The sequence below is a fragment of the Albimonas marina genome (assembly GCF_029223255.1).
Lineage (GTDB): Bacteria > Pseudomonadota > Alphaproteobacteria > Rhodobacterales > Rhodobacteraceae > Albimonas.
Map to the genome: position 1 here is coordinate 391,436 of NZ_JARHUC010000001.1, position 13,868 is coordinate 405,303.

General features: G+C 70.5%; 9 protein-coding genes, 2 tRNA genes and 1 pseudogene. 5 read left to right on the forward strand and 7 right to left on the reverse strand.

Features of this window, described 5'->3' with window-relative positions; all coding sequences use genetic code 11:
* Positions 1-44: 44 nt before the first annotated feature.
* From P2H44_RS01740 to P2H44_RS01760, 5 genes are all read right to left on the reverse strand, one after another.
* On the reverse strand, positions 45-1,376 hold the full coding sequence (locus P2H44_RS01740) for an APC family permease (RefSeq protein WP_275761690.1): 1,332 nt from the start codon (positions 1,374-1,376) through the stop codon (positions 45-47).
* Positions 1,377-1,520: 144 nt separating this feature from the next.
* Positions 1,521-2,795, reverse strand: coding sequence for an ABC transporter ATP-binding protein (locus tag P2H44_RS01745; RefSeq protein ID WP_275761691.1), 1,275 nt, complete (start codon positions 2,793-2,795; stop codon positions 1,521-1,523).
* 99 nt (positions 2,796-2,894) lie between these two features.
* Entirely contained in the window at positions 2,895-3,590 is a 696-nt protein-coding gene (locus P2H44_RS01750; RefSeq protein ID WP_275761692.1) for a copper resistance protein B, read from the reverse strand.
* A gap of 4 nt (positions 3,591-3,594) precedes the next feature.
* Positions 3,595-5,472, reverse strand: a complete 1,878-nt coding sequence (locus P2H44_RS01755) for a copper resistance system multicopper oxidase (RefSeq protein ID WP_275761693.1) — start codon at positions 5,470-5,472, stop codon at positions 3,595-3,597.
* 68 nt (positions 5,473-5,540) lie between these two features.
* Positions 5,541-6,086: a cupredoxin domain-containing protein gene (locus P2H44_RS01760; protein WP_275761694.1), complete on the reverse strand. Its 546-nt coding sequence runs from the start codon at positions 6,084-6,086 to the stop codon at positions 5,541-5,543.
* Between the two features lie 704 nt (positions 6,087-6,790).
* Here P2H44_RS01760 and P2H44_RS01765 point away from each other — a divergent pair.
* The 3 genes and pseudogenes from P2H44_RS01765 (at position 6,791) to P2H44_RS01775 (ending at position 9,345) form a co-directional block, all read left to right on the forward strand.
* On the forward strand, positions 6,791-7,282 hold the full coding sequence (locus tag P2H44_RS01765) for an EF-hand domain-containing protein (RefSeq protein WP_275761695.1): 492 nt from the start codon (positions 6,791-6,793) through the stop codon (positions 7,280-7,282).
* A 162-nt stretch (positions 7,283-7,444) separates the two neighbouring features.
* Positions 7,445-8,842, forward strand: a complete 1,398-nt coding sequence (locus P2H44_RS01770) for a multicopper oxidase family protein (protein WP_275761696.1) — start codon at positions 7,445-7,447, stop codon at positions 8,840-8,842.
* 166 nt (positions 8,843-9,008) lie between these two features.
* A pseudogene (locus P2H44_RS01775) lies at positions 9,009-9,345 on the forward strand (zinc ribbon domain-containing protein YjdM).
* 1,503 nt (positions 9,346-10,848) lie between these two features.
* On the opposite strand, the gene P2H44_RS01780 reads toward P2H44_RS01775, so the two are convergent.
* Positions 10,849-10,923: transfer RNA gene (locus tag P2H44_RS01780), tRNA-Gln, on the reverse strand.
* A 170-nt stretch (positions 10,924-11,093) separates the two neighbouring features.
* Between P2H44_RS01780 and P2H44_RS01785 the strand changes: the two genes are divergently transcribed.
* Positions 11,094-11,170, forward strand: a tRNA-Pro gene (locus P2H44_RS01785).
* A 151-nt stretch (positions 11,171-11,321) separates the two neighbouring features.
* Here P2H44_RS01785 and P2H44_RS01790 read toward each other — a convergent pair.
* Positions 11,322-12,203, reverse strand: a complete 882-nt coding sequence (locus tag P2H44_RS01790; RefSeq protein ID WP_275761697.1) for a LysR family transcriptional regulator — start codon at positions 12,201-12,203, stop codon at positions 11,322-11,324.
* Positions 12,204-12,298: 95 nt separating this feature from the next.
* Between P2H44_RS01790 and P2H44_RS01795 the strand changes: the two genes are divergently transcribed.
* Entirely contained in the window at positions 12,299-13,861 is a 1,563-nt protein-coding gene (locus P2H44_RS01795) for a proton-conducting transporter transmembrane domain-containing protein (protein WP_275761698.1), read from the forward strand.
* Positions 13,862-13,868: the final 7 nt, after the last annotated feature.

Below are 13,868 nucleotides of genomic sequence, written 5' to 3' on the forward strand. Positions count from 1 at the left end.
CAAGACCCTCCCGACACGTCCCGGGCGCAGGGCGAGAGGACGCTTCAAGTCGAAGGGTGATGGTGATGCCCGCCCGGCTCGTCGGCCTGCGGCGCGCTCACCCAGTTTCCGACCCAGGCGCGCTCCAGCACGAAGACGACTAGGATCAGCCCGGCCGCGATGGCGACGATCCAGGGATCCTCGAGCAGCTTGGCGCGGCCGAAGGCGGCCAGCACGACGAGGTCCAGCCCGATCGCCGTACACAGGATCCAGCCTCGCGCTCCGACCCGGGCGCGCAGCCGTCGCAGGATGCCGACCTGCACGATCACGTCCATCGTCAGGTAGAGGAACACGCCCAGCGAGGCGATGCGGCCCAGGTCGAACAGGACCGTGGCCACCGCCGCCAGCACCGCCACATAGACCAGCAGGTGGCGCTGGATCGGCCCCGACATGCCGAAGTGGCTGTGGGGGATCATCTTCATCTCGGTCAGCATGGTCAGCATCCGCGACACCGCGAAGAGGCTCGCCAGCACGCCCGAGGCGGTGGCGACAAGCGCCAGCGCCACCGTCAGCCGGAACCCCCAGGGGCCCAGCGTCGGCTCGGCCGCGCGGGCCAGCGCATAGTCCCGCGCCTCCACGATCTGTTCGAAGGTCAGGCCGCGGGCGACCGCCCAGGCGACCAGCAGATAGGTCGCCGTGCAGACCACGATCGAGATCGCGATGACGCGCGCCACGTTGCGCTCGGGCGAGACCATCTCGCCGCCGCTGTTGGTGATGGTGGTGAAGCCCTTGAAGGCCATCACCGCCAGCGCCACGGCCGCAAGGAAGCCCGCGGCGGAGCCCTGCGGGGCCGAGGACGCCTCGGGCGCGCCGGCGGCCCACAGGGCGGCCGCGCCGAACACCGCGATGCCGCCGATCTTGATCGCGGCCATCACCAGCGAGGCGCGCCCCACCGACTTCGATCCCGAGCGGTTCACCAGGAAGGCGAAGCCGATCAGACCCACGCCGAGGACGGGGGCCAGCCAGTGGTCGGACCCCAGGTCGAAGGGTCTTAGCGCATAGGTCCCGAAGGTCCGGGCCACCAGGCTTTGCGCGATGATCATCGAGAGGGCCATCAGCATCGAGGCGCCGGCGGCGACGCCGCCCACGCCCCAGGCCTTCTGGAGAATCATCGCGATCCCGCCCGAGGACGGCCAGACCCGGGTCATGCAGGCGTAGGCGTAGGCGCTGAAGGAGGTGACCACCGCCCCGGCCAGAAAGGCCCACGGAAAGGCGGGGCCGGCCAGCTCGGCGATCTGGCCGGTCAGGGCGAAGATGCCCGCGCCGATCATCACCCCGGTTCCCATCGACGCGCCGCCCAGCAGCGTGATGCGTTTTTCGCGGACGTCATGATTCATGACGGGGCCTCCTGTCGTCGTATCTCTGGTCTGGTTCGCGTCGCGCGCCCGGCGCGACGCCGCTCCTGGGCGAAGGCCGGCGGAAGGGCGAGGCGGCGTCGGCGGTCCCGCGTCGCCTCCGCAGGAGGTTGCGATGCCCGCAAGTCATGGCGCTTCCATCAAACATGGCGCCCCCGACGCCGGCGACCACTCCACCGGCGACAACGCCGAGGCCGGCGCGATCCGGGCCGGGGCGAGATGGGCCAGCAGCTCCTGGTAGCGCACCCGCACGTCCTCGACCGCCTGGTAGTGGCGCAGCAGTTCGCGAAGCGGCGCGGAGAAATCCTTGTAGGCCGCCAGCACCGCCACCAGCGCGCCCAGGGTCAGCCGGCCCTCGATCACCAGCCAGCCGCCGATGGCGTAGAAGAAGAAGGGCGTCAGCGAGGCGAGGAAGTTGCTGACCGACTTCATGAAGAACTTCTCGCGTTGCAGGTTCCGCCGGATCGACTCGATGCGCCGGAAGCCGCCGCAGACGTCGGCCAGGCCCTCGCGCGGGGCGAGACCGAGGCGGGCCTCCGGCCGCAGCGACTGACCGGCGAGCTCGCCGCCCAGGGTCCGCATCTCGGCGACCCGGGCGCGGGCCAGCCGGTTCACCCGCCGCTGAAGGCGGGGGATCACCACCAGCTGGACGGGCAGCAGCGAGACGGCGGCCGCGCCCAGCACCGGGTCCTGCATGAACATGAAGGCGAGGATGGTCAGGAAGGTCCCGCCCTGGAACACCGGCAACACGATGGCCTCGGCCGCGAAACCGCCGATCGGCTCGACCTCCTGGGCGATCAGGGGGATGGTCTCGCCGCGCCTCGGGCCGCCCGCGCCGGCGCGCCAGCGGCGGTAGATCGTAAGGCGCAGGCGGCGCAGCACGCGCTCGCCCATCCGTCCCTTCGCCACGTTGATCGCGAATTTCAGCGCCCCGCTCGTCATCACCGCGAGGAGGTAGAGCGCGCAGAGCAGGAACAGGAACTCGAGTTGGTCGAAGCTCCATGGGCCCGCGGTCAGCGGGAAGCCCTCGGCGTCGATGGCCCGGTTCACGATCAGCTTGGGCAGCTCCAGCGCGGCGTAGAGCACCGGCAGCGCCGCGAGGCTGAGGCCCAGCAGCAGCGGCAGCTCCGCCCGGGTCCAGCGCAGCACGAAGGCGTAGACGCCCGGCTCGAATCCAGGGACAGGCGGCGGCGCGGCGCCGGCGGGACGTCCGCGGGCGCGCAGCGCCGAGACCAGCCGCCACAGCGCGAGCGCAGCCAGCGCGATCGGGGCCCAGACCAGCGTCAGGTGGAAGACCGGATGCACCCAGGCAGGCGCGTCCGCGGTGATCTCATGGCCGACCGCGTGGGCGATCGCATGCATCAGGTCATGGGGGATCTGAAAGAGGAAAGTCGCGTCCATCGGCGTTTGGCCCGGTCTGCGCGTCCGCCCCGGCCGGACGAATCCGGCGGGGAGACGCCCCCGGGTCTCGCCGAGGGCGTCCGTCTTCGGGACGACGGATCAGAAGAGGATCTTCGTCCCCACCACGAAATAGACCGCGTCCGTCGCCTCGCCGGAGGCCCGGCGCAGGTCCGCGCTGTCGCCGAAATACCGCTCGTAGTGCACCCCCGCATAGGGCGAGACCAGGCGGTCCACGACGTCGTAGCTCAGTCGCAGCCCGGCCTCGAGCTTCGGCCCGAAGGCGCCGGCGTCGATGGCCCGGTCGTCGACCAGCGGCACCGAGACCTCGACGCTCGGCGTCAGGATCAGTCGGTTGGTGATCAACGCCTCGTAGTCCACTTCGAACCGGGCGAAGGGCTTGTCCGAGACGAACAGGTCGGCGTCCACCTCGAACCACTGTCGGGCGAGGCCATGGACGCCGACGACGCCGTAGACCCGGTCCAGCCCCTCGGGGGTCGAGACCATGACGCCCCCCACGGCGTCGAAGAAGGGCGAAATCGGGACCTGGACGCGGGCCTGGTTCTCCAGCGTCTCGAAGGTCCCCGGGCCGGTCAGCAGCTCGGCCTCCGAGCGCCACACGAAGCGGAGCTCGTCGGTTCCCGCCACGGCGTCGAAGTCCCAGGCGAGGACGTCCTCGTCCTCGCCGAAGCGGTATTCCAGCTGCTCGACCTGGAGGCCCCAGATCGCCGGTTCGGCCAGCGCCGGCCCGGCCGCGGCGATAAGCGCGAGGGCGGGAAAGATGCGGGTCGCGTGCATGGTCTCAGCCCTCGTCATGCGCATGGGAGTGGCCGTCGGCAGCGGGTGGCTGGGCGCCGTGATCCGCGGCGGGCATGTTCATCGCCTGCGTCGGCGCGCCCTCGACGATCACCTTGCGGAACATGCCGCCGGCCATGTGGTAGGAGAGGTGGCAGTGGAAGGCCCACTGGCCCGGCGCGTCGACCTCGGTTTCGGTGTAGAGCGTCGTGCCCGGCGCCACGCTGACCGTGTGCTTGATCGGGTCGCGCGCGCCCGAACCGGTGTCGAGGATGGTCCACATGCCGTGCAGGTGCATGGGATGGGTCATCATCGTCTCGTTGACGAACTTGAAGCGCACCCGCTCGCCCATGCGCAGGCGGATCGGCTCGGCGTCCTCGTATTTCACGCCATTGATCGACCAGATGTAGCGTTCCATGTTGCCGGTCAGGCGCAGCTCGATCTCCCGCGTCGCCTCCCGGTCGGGATAGAGCGGGGCGCGGGCCTTCAGGTCGGCATAGGACAGGAACTTGCCGCCGTCCGCGGCCTCGGGCGTCAGCCCGCTGCCGGGCGCGTAGAAGGGGTCGCCGCCGGCCATGCCGGAGGGGTCCATGCCGGACATGGAGCCGTGGTTCATCCCCTCCATCCGCGAGCCGTCGGGCATCATGTGGCCGCCGCCCGCCATCCCGGCGTGTGCGTCGCCCGCCATGGTCGACCCGTCGCGCATGACGTGCCCGTCGCCGGCCATCGCCGCATTGGCGTCGCCGGGCATCGAGGAGCCGTCCGGCATCAAGTGGCTCGCGCCGCCCTGGCCCATGTCCCCATGGCCCATGGCGCCGTGATCCATGCCCTCCATCATACCCATGTCGGCCATGGTCAGGCGCGGGGCGGGACGCAGGTCGGGGATCTCGGCCGCCATGCCCTCGCGCGGAGCCAGCGTGCCGCGGGCCATGGCGGTGCGGCCCATGGATTCGCCCAGCACCGAGTAGGCGCGGTCCTCGGTCGGGCGCACGATCACGTCATAGGTCTCGGCCACGCCCAGGCGCAGCTCGTCCACCACCACCGGCAGCACGTCGTTGCCATCGGCGGCGACCACGGTCATCTTCAGCCCCGGGATGCGCACGTCGAAATAGGTCATCGCCGAGCTGTTGATGAGCCGCAGCCGCACCCGCTCGCCCGGCTTGAACAGGCCGTTCCAGTTCCCCTCGGCGTCCCGCCCGTTGATCATCGGCGCGAAGCCCTGCACGTCCTCGACGTCGGTGGGCATCATGCGCATGTCGCCCCAGGCCGCGCGGTCGGCCAGCGCCGCGCCCAGGCCCTTGTCGCCGGCGTCGGACAGCATGTCGAACAGGGTGCGCTGCTGGCGGTTGTAGTAGTCGGCCGAGAGCTTCAGGTTGCGGAACACCCGGTCCCCGGAGTGGGGATGCTTGTCGGTGAACTGCACCACGTAGTCGCGGTCATAGCGGTAGGGTTCGCGCGCCGTGGGCTCGATCACGATCGCCCCGTAGGCGCCGTCCGGCTCCTGGAAGCCGGAATGCGAATGGAACCAGTAGGTCCCGCTCTGCACGATAAGAAAGCGGTAGGTGAAGGTCTCGCCCGGCTTGATGCCGGGGAAGCTGATGCCGGGCACGCCGTCCTCCTCGAACGGCAGGATCAGCCCGTGCCAATGGATCGAGGTGTCCTCGGACAGGTTGTTGGTCACCCGGATCGTCACATCCTCGCCTTCCCTGAAGCGGAGGACGGTGGGGATCTGCGAGCCGTTGTAGCCGATGCCGGACTTGGTGAAGTCGGCGGTTTCGATGCGGACCGGATCGACGGTGATGTCGTAGGTCCCGGCAAGGGCGGCGAACGGGGCCAGGGCGGCCGTCGCCAGCGCGAGCGTGCGCGCCAGACCAGATGGCGTCATGGTCGGTTTCCTGATGTTGGGGGCGTGGGGACCGACGCGCCGCGGGGGCGCGTCGGTCCGTCGTCACGTCAGTGGTCGATCGCGACCGAGCCGACCATGCCGGACTGGTAGTGTCCCGGCACGTTGCAGGCGAACTCGATCGCCCCGTCGGCGTCCTTGGGGAAGGTCCACACGATCTCGCCGGACTTGCCCGGCTCCAGCAGCACGCTGTTGGGATCGTCGTGCATCCCGTGGCCCATCGAGGCCTGCATCGCCTTCGCGGCCGCCATGTCGACGTGATCTGGCGTCAGCACGCCGTGCTGCATCATCATCATCATCTCGTCCTGATGCGAGGCATGCATCTCGGCCGTGCCGATGTTGAACTCGTGCACGAACTCGCCCGCGTTCCTGATCCGGAAGCGGACGGTCTCGCCCGCCTTCACCTCGATCGTCTCGGGCTCGTAGTAGTTGTCGTGGAGGGTCACCTCGATCGTGCGCGAGGCGGCCGAGGCCTTGCCCGGCAGGCCGGTCGGCGAGGCGCCGTGGCCGTCGCCATGCGATCCGGAGGCGAAGGCGGCGACGGGAGTCGCCACGACGGCTGCCGCCGCAAGGCGCAGCAGGTTGGATTTCAGCATAGTGTCCTCGTTGAAGCTGAAGGTCGGTGGCGAAAGCCCAGGGAAGGGCGTTCGGCCGTTCAGCTTCGCGGAGGCGGCGTCTCGAGGTCGGGGTTTGCGAGCTCCGCCAGCTCGGTCGATGCGGACGGATGTCGGATCGGACAGGGCGCCGGTTCGAAGCGTTGACCGGTCTGACCAGGCGGCAACGCCGTCGCGCAATGGGCGATCGACATATCGCAAACGCCGCTCTCGGGGGTCATGTGATGACCCGCGTGAGCCATCCGCTCGGCCGTCGTCGCTCTGGCCGCAGCGTCATGCGCAGATGCGCCCGACAGGCCGCCCGCGCAGAGCGCGACGACGATCGACAGAACGAGGAAGAGGCGGGCGACGACGGACACGACGCGGGAGATAGAGGTTCCCCCTGGTGGAAGGTCAAGAGTATTTTAGCGGAGACCAGAAGACACCGGCGTGGCGACCTTTCGCAGCTCCGGCGCCACCGGAGGGGCGGGGCGTCGTCGCCTCCTCATGCGCCGGCCCGCAACTGTTTGTCGTCTATATTGTTTCGGTTATAATATTTTGAGACGCTTGGCCAAATCAAAGATGAGACGGTTTCAACTCTGGAGGATCGCGAGAACTTGAGCGACAAAACATAAAGGCGGGTGTTACAGCCGCGCCGACGGCCGCAACGGTCGCCAGATCCCGAATCGAAGATTGGGAGAAGACCCATGAGACCCCTCCAGACATCCGCCCTCGCGATCATCCTGACCACAGCCGGCGCGCTGGGCGCCGTCGCGCAGACCCAGGGCGGCGGGATGATGACCCCGCCCGCGCGGCAGGCCGGCGGAATGCAGCACGGACAGATGCAGGGCGGCGGCGGCATGCAGCCCAGGCGGATGATGGGCGGCGATGGCCCGATGGCCGACTGCCCCGCCATGGGGGGCGGCGACGGGTCGATGATGATGGGCATGATGGACGATGGCCAGGGCCCGCGGGGCGGCCGGATGGGTCCGCCGCCGATGATGATGCGCATGATGTTCGCAATCGCCGACGCGGACGGGAACGGATCCATCTCCCTCGCAGAGATGCAGGAGATCCACGCCCGGATGTTCCGCGCCGTCGACGCCGACCACGACGGCGGCGTCACCCCGCAGGAGATGCGCGCCTCCATGCATCCCGGCGGACCGACCGCAGGCGCCGAGGCGAAGCCGGCTGAGTAGAGCCGCTGGATCGGCGGGCACAGGCTGGACCCGCACGCCGATCCGGACCATCGAAAGGGGCCAGGCGGCCGCGTGGCACGACCCCGACGCCGGCGGCCGGCATGCGCGGCAAGGAGCTCCCAGCAAGGACCTGGACCGCGCGGTGATCAGAAGGGACGCAAGATGACGCTTCCATCGCGGCGAGACCTGCTCGCCCTCGGCGGCGCGGCCGGCGTGGCGCTAGCCTTCGGCCGCCCGCTCGCCGCGCAGAGCGCCTCGCCCGCGGCGCTGACCGCCCGCGAGGCGGAGGTCCAGCTCGCCCCGCCCGCCTACCCTGCGACGCGGATCTGGGGCTATGACGGCGCCCTGCCGGGCCCGGTCATCCGGGTCGCGCAGGGCGGGCGCGTGACGCGACGGCTGATCAACGACCTGCCGCAGCCGACCTCGGTCCACTGGCATGGGCTGCGGATCGACAACGCCATGGACGGCGTCGCCGGCCTGACCCAGGACCCCGTCGCCCCGGGCGGCACGTTCGACTACGACTTCGTCGCGCCGGACGCGGGAACCTACTGGTATCACGCGCACAACCGCTCGGCCGAGCAGGTGGCGCGCGGCCTCTACGGCGCCCTAGTCGTCGAGGAGGCCGAGGCCCCCGAGGCGGACCGCGACGAGGTCCTGGTCCTCGACGACTGGCTTCTGGATCCCCAGTCAGGCCAGATCGACGCCGACTTCCTTTCCCGCCACAGCCGCAGCCACGCCGGTCGGCTCGGCAACCTGATCGCGACCAATGGGCGCCACGACCATGCGATCGAGGTGCGCCGCCACCAGCGTCTGCGCCTGCGCCTGGTCAACGCCGCCAACGCCCGCATCTTCCAGCTGGCGCTGCTCGGGCTGGAGGGGCGGATCGTCGCCCTCGACGGCATGCCGCTCGAGGCTCCCGCCCCGGTCGCCGAGACCCTCCTGCTCGGCCCCGGCCAGCGCGCGGACCTCATCGTCGACGTCGTCGCCGAGCCGGGCGAGGACGCCCATCTGGTCCGCGTCGAGCGCGGCGAGGGCTTTTCGCAGTCGCGCTTCCCGGTCGTCGGCGTCGCCTCCCGCGCGCGCCGGGACGCGCCCGTCGCCCTGCCGCCGAACCCCGGGATGGCGCCGCCCCGCCTCGCCGAGGCCCGCCCTTTGCGCCTGGAGATGAGCGGCGGCGCGATGGGCCGCCTCGACGCCGCGATCCTCGACGGTCGCCGGCGGAGCTTCGGGCAGATGGTCGAGGCGAACCAGTTCTGGGCGTTCAATGGCACGGTCGGCATGACGCCGACGCCGCTGGCCGAGCTGGCGCGCGGCGAGCCGGTGCGTCTCTCGATCCGCAACGACACGGCCTTCCCGCACGCGATGCACCTGCACGGCATGCACTTCCGCGAGATCGCGGCCGACGGAACCCTCGGCCCCCTCCGCGACACCACCCTGCTCCAGCGAGGCGAGACGCGCGAGATCGCCTTCGCCGCCGACAATCCCGGCGACTGGCTGTTCCACTGCCACATGCTCTCTCACGCGGAGTCGGGAATGATGACCTGGCTGAAGGTGACCTAGAAGCAGAGAAGGCGGCCGCCTGTCCGGCGGCGGGGGCGATGGCGAGAACATCGACGGCGCGATGGCGCCGGCAACGTCAAGCCAAGCGAAGCCGCACCCCGATCGCCGGCTTCTCGATCATGTTCCAGGCGACAACGCGCCCGCTCCACCGAACTGAAGGACGACCATGACCGACGCCCTGCCGCCCTGTCCGGAATGCGGATCCACCTTCACCTACGAGATGGGCGCCCTGCTCTCGTGCCCCGAGTGCGGGCACGAGTGGTCGCCGGAGGCGGCCGCCGCAGCCGCAGACGCGCAGGAGGTGCGCGACAGCGTCGGCAACGTCCTGGCGGACGGGGACACGGTCACCGTGATCAAGGAAGGGGTCGTCGTCGGTGGTGAAGGTCGGCACGAAAGTCCGCGGCATCCGCCTCGTCGACGGCGACCATGACATCGACTGCAGGATTCCGGGCTTCGGCCAGATCGGCCTGAAGTCGCAGTTCGTCAAGAAGGTCGCCGAGTAGCGTTTGGTCTGGAAGCGGCGCCGGCGGGTCGGCGGGCAAGGCATTGGATCTTCGCGGCGCGGCCTTTCCCTCCGTCTGCGCGGCCATGGAGGCCTCCCAGAGCGACTGGAAGGGGGGCTAAAGCCCCGACTCTCGCTTTCGGGTTCTTTTTGGGCTGGCGGGCGTTGATGGGGTTCTGGGGGCGCTCTCAGTGGCTCATCGTTCACGAGGGAAGGCTATCGCGCTGGAGGTCGGCTTCGGCCAACGCAATGTCATCTCGATGATGAAGACCGGCGACATGAAGGTGCCGATAGACCGGGCCCCGGCGCTTGCGCGTGCCTGTGGAGCGGACCCGGTCGCGTTCACCCGCCTCGTCCTCGCCGAGTATATGCCCGAGGTGCTGGAAATGGTCGTTGCTGAGTTGGGAGTGCCGACAACGCACCCTCCGCTGAGCGATGAGGCGGAGACTGATAGGGCGCTTGAGCGCTAGCTACGCTGCTCGACGGCGTGATGGGCCAGCCATTGAAATGTTCGCGTCTCGTTCTTGCTTCGCCCAAGTCGGCTCTCGCCGACCTCGCGGGCGTTCCAACCCGCGCGCCAAGCCCAGATCAAAACGGCGATACCGGGAACATGGCCGGCGCTATGAGGCGGCCAAGCCGAACAGCGTCAAGCCCTGGCGCTCTGCGCGAACAGCTTGGAAAGGATGAAGGCTCTGAGCGACGCTCAACCTTCAGCCTGTCGGCGGTCGATGCATGCGCTTCCGGCAGGAGCGAGGCCCAAGGCCTCAACCGCGATTGACCCGAGAGGGTCAGGATGGCGGAGCTACAAGCGGGAGACTCGGATCGCCGCCCGCTGCACCCGTGGAAAGGGTGCCAGGCTCTCATGGTCATACGGTCGGCGGAACTTCCCCACCAGCCATCCCCCCCGCCAACTCCCGGGTCGATTCTGTCGATTAGTCTGCTCTTGCGGGAGCTACGGGAGCTGGCGGGGGGAACTTGAAGTCGTCGCGCTCGTAGGTCTCGCGCTCGGTGGTGACCTGGTCGACAACTTACGACGTGCGTTCGATGAGCGCCGCAAGTGCAACGCAATGTTGCACCTGGGGGACGCCAGTTACGGTTGCTTCCTGTCGCGCAATACCTCGTCGTGCTCCAGCGAACCCATCCCAGCTCCTACCTTGCTCGTGTCAGCATGCAGGGCGATCAGGGCCGCCTGCAGCAAGACCTGCGAGAGCAAGCGCCGCTAGCTCTGTTCCGTCGGGGTCCCTGCGCGGGCCCCCTGCCTGCCAGCGGGTCGCGACTTTGCCGAAGTCCGCCGAGAGCGTCGGTGGGCGAGGAAATGACTTCAACACCCGGTTGAAGTGCGAGGTGTGGTGCTACCGAGTCGGCTCAAGAGGCGCTGCGTCGTTCTTGTTCATTCAGTCTGGCCCCCGGCTAACGTCTAGCCATCCCACTGATACGAGTGAGTGTCGCGACCGCTTAGGGTGGAGCGCGCCTAAGTTATTGAAAAATAATGGATTAGGCTGGGTGGCTGGGGCGGCAGGATTCGAACCTGCGAATGGCGGTACCAAAAACCGCTGCCTTACCACTTGGCGACGCCCCAAAGCGCCGCGGAACCTAGCGGTGCGGAGGGGCTGCGGCAAGGCCCCGCGCGGCCTCGTCGCCGCCTGAGGCGCGACGGGCCACCTGCGACCAAGGAAACGCCTTGCGCCCCGCCCGGCGCCCTGCTAGTTCCCACGCCGCGGCGAGGACGCGAGTCCCCGCCGCTCGGTCCGGAGTGTAGCTCAGCCTGGTAGAGCACTGTCTTCGGGAGGCAGGGGCCGGTGGTTCGAATCCACTCACTCCGACCATGACCCCGGCGGGTTTCGCCGCACGTTCCCCACAGGTTCGCGCATCGAAACCCGCCAGGTCGACCTTCTCCACAGCATCCTCGTCCTGCCGCTCCGTTCGCGCGGCCTCGTGCGCGCGGATGTGGTCCGCGGCCGGTCTTCGTCGTGCGCCTCAGCCCGCGGCGGCGCGGGCGGCGTCCAGGACCTCGGCCACCAGGGGGTTGGGGAAGCGGCGCTGCAGGGTCACGGCGTAGAAGCCCTCGGAGATGCCCTCGAGGCGCGCCAGCTCGCACAGCACGCCCGCCGCCAGCTCATCTCGCACCACGATGGGAGGGATCACGGCCAGCCCCGCATGCTCGCGCGCCAGGAGGCGCAGCATCGCCATGTCGTCGGCCTCGGCCGCGATGCGCGGCGCGAGGCCCAGCCGGCCGATCAGCGCGTCGAACGAGGCGCGCAGCGCCGATTCCGGGGTCGGCAGGATCAGCGGCTCCTCCGCCAGGAGCTCCGCCAGCGGGCGCCCGGCGAGCTCCGGCGGGCCGACCAGGCTGACCGGCTGCTCCGACAACTCGTGCACCAGGTAGGGGCTGGCCGCGTCGCGGGCGGGCACCAGGTTGGTCAGCACCACGTCCAGCGCCAGCCCCTGCAGCGCGCGCAGCAGGTCGGGCTGCAGGCCCGAGCGCAGCACCACCTCGACGTCGCCGCGCCCGATGATGGGCGCGAGGAACGCCAGCTGGAAGTTGCGCGACAGGGTCGCCAGCGCCCCCACCCGCAGCGCCCGTCGCGCGGCGCCGACCTGGCGCAGGGTGGCGGTCAGATCCTCGGCCGTGCGGAAGATCGCCTCGGCATGGTCAAGGGCGATGCGCCCCGCCTCGGTCAACACGAGGCCCCGGCCCCGCCGCTCGAACAGGTCGTGGCCCAGCGACGCCTCCAGCGCCCGCAGCTGGGTCGACAGCGCCGACGGCGACAGGTTCAGCGTCCGCGCGGCCCCCGTCAGGGCGCCGTCGCGCGCCACCGCCCGGAACAGGCGCAGGTGATGCAGGTTCAGCGTCGCCATCGTTCGATCCAGTAGAACGTTAACCCATATTATATGTCATTTTATGAAAGACGGCCAGCGGCTATCCCTCGCCCACCACGTTCGAGGAGCCTGCCATGTCGTCGATCCTGACCCCGGGCCTGCTGGCCCCCGCCGTCCTCCTGCTCGCCGCCGCCGCCCTGGCGCTGGGCGCGGGCGGGCCGCCGCGACGCGCCGCGCGCCTGGCCGAGGGCGCGGCGGCGGCGGCGCTGGCGCTGGCCGTCGCCGAGCTCGCGCTGCTGCTGACCTCCGGCCCCGCCCGGCCGGCGCTGGGCGAGGGGCCCTTCGCCCCGGCGCTGGTCCGCGATCCGGTCTCGGCGACGATGACGCTTCTGGTGGCCTTCGTGGGCGCGGTGGTGATGCGCTACGCCCGCAGCTACCTGGACGGAGAGCCGGGGGCGGTCCGCTTTCACGCCGCGATGCTCGCCACGCTCGCCGCGGTGCTGGTCCTGGTGCAGGCGGGCTCCTTCGGGGTGCTGATCGCGGCCTTCGTCGCCGTCGGCCTGGGTCTGCGGCGGCTGCTGCTGCACTATCCCGGCCGGGCGGCCGCCCGGCGCTCGGCCGCCAAGTTCTCGCTGGTCTGGCATGCGGGCGACGGGGCGCTGATCCTCGCGGCCGCCGTCCTCGCCGCGGCCTACGGGACCGACGACCTCGGCGCCCTGGCCGAGGCGGCGGGCGCGGGCCTGTCCTGGCCGGGCCACGCGGCCGTCGCCCTGCTGGTCCTGGCGGCCGCCCTGAAGACCGCGGCCTTCCCCGTGCACGGCTGGCTGACCGAGGTGATGGAGGCGCCGACCCCCGTCTCCGCCCTCCTGCACGCCGGCATCGTCAACGCGGGCGGTGTGCTGCTGATCCGCACCGCCGACCTGGTGCAGGCGAGCCCCGGGGCCATGGCCGCCCTCGTCGCCGTCGGCGGGTTCACGGCTCTCTTCGGCGCGGTGGTGATGCTGACGCAGAGCGCGGTGAAGACGGCGCTCGCCTGGTCGACGGTCGCGCAGATGGGCTTCATGCTGCTGCAGTGCGGCCTGGGGCTGTGGGCGCTGGCGCTCCTGCACGTGGTCGCGCACTCGCTCTACAAGGCGCATGCGTTCCTGTCCTCGGGCGGGGCGGTGCAGGCGGTGGCGGGGCTGCGCCGGCCGGGGCCGGTCGCGGCGCCCGGCGTCGGCGCGGCGCTGAAGGCCTTCGCGCTGGCGCTGATCCTCTACGCCGGCATGGCGGCGGCCTTCGGGCTGCTCTTCGGGCCGAAGCCCGCGCAGGCGGTGGCGCTGGGCACGATGCTGATCTTCGGCGTCGCCTATCTGGTGGCCCAGGGCCTGGCCGACGCCGCGCCCGCGGCGCTGACCCGGCGCACCGCCCAGGCCTCGCTGGCCGCGGCGGCGGGCTACTTCGGCTTCCAGCTGCTCGCCGGCGCGCTCTGGGGCGGGGTCCTGCCCGCGGCTCCCGCGCCCGGCCCGCTGGAGTGGGCGCTGCTGACCGTCGCTGTGCTCTCCTTCGGCCTGGTCGCCTTCGCCCAGACGATGTTCCCGCTGTGGAGCCGCCACCCCGCCGCCGCCGGCGTCCGGGTCCACCTCGCCAACGGCCTCTACCTCAACGCGCTGCTCGACCGCCTGATCGGCGGGTTCCGGGCCGCGAAGTCCAGCTGATCGGAAA

What these genes read in the sequence shown, in the direction of transcription:
- P2H44_RS01760 (WP_275761694.1), bottom strand. Translation starts at nt 6,086, where the DNA reads ATGCTGAAATCCAACCTGCTGCGCCTTGCGGCGGCAGCCGTCGTGGCG.
- P2H44_RS01770 (WP_275761696.1), top strand. Translation starts at nt 7,445, where the DNA reads ATGACGCTTCCATCGCGGCGAGACCTGCTCGCCCTCGGCGGCGCGGCC.
- P2H44_RS01765 (WP_275761695.1), top strand. Translation starts at nt 6,791, where the DNA reads ATGAGACCCCTCCAGACATCCGCCCTCGCGATCATCCTGACCACAGCC.
- P2H44_RS01745 (WP_275761691.1), bottom strand. Translation starts at nt 2,795, where the DNA reads ATGGACGCGACTTTCCTCTTTCAGATCCCCCATGACCTGATGCATGCG.
- P2H44_RS01740 (WP_275761690.1), bottom strand. Translation starts at nt 1,376, where the DNA reads ATGAATCATGACGTCCGCGAAAAACGCATCACGCTGCTGGGCGGCGCG.
- P2H44_RS01795 (WP_275761698.1), top strand. Translation starts at nt 12,299, where the DNA reads ATGTCGTCGATCCTGACCCCGGGCCTGCTGGCCCCCGCCGTCCTCCTG.
- P2H44_RS01750 (WP_275761692.1), bottom strand. Translation starts at nt 3,590, where the DNA reads ATGCACGCGACCCGCATCTTTCCCGCCCTCGCGCTTATCGCCGCGGCC.
- P2H44_RS01790 (WP_275761697.1), bottom strand. Translation starts at nt 12,203, where the DNA reads ATGGCGACGCTGAACCTGCATCACCTGCGCCTGTTCCGGGCGGTGGCG.
- P2H44_RS01755 (WP_275761693.1), bottom strand. Translation starts at nt 5,472, where the DNA reads ATGACGCCATCTGGTCTGGCGCGCACGCTCGCGCTGGCGACGGCCGCC.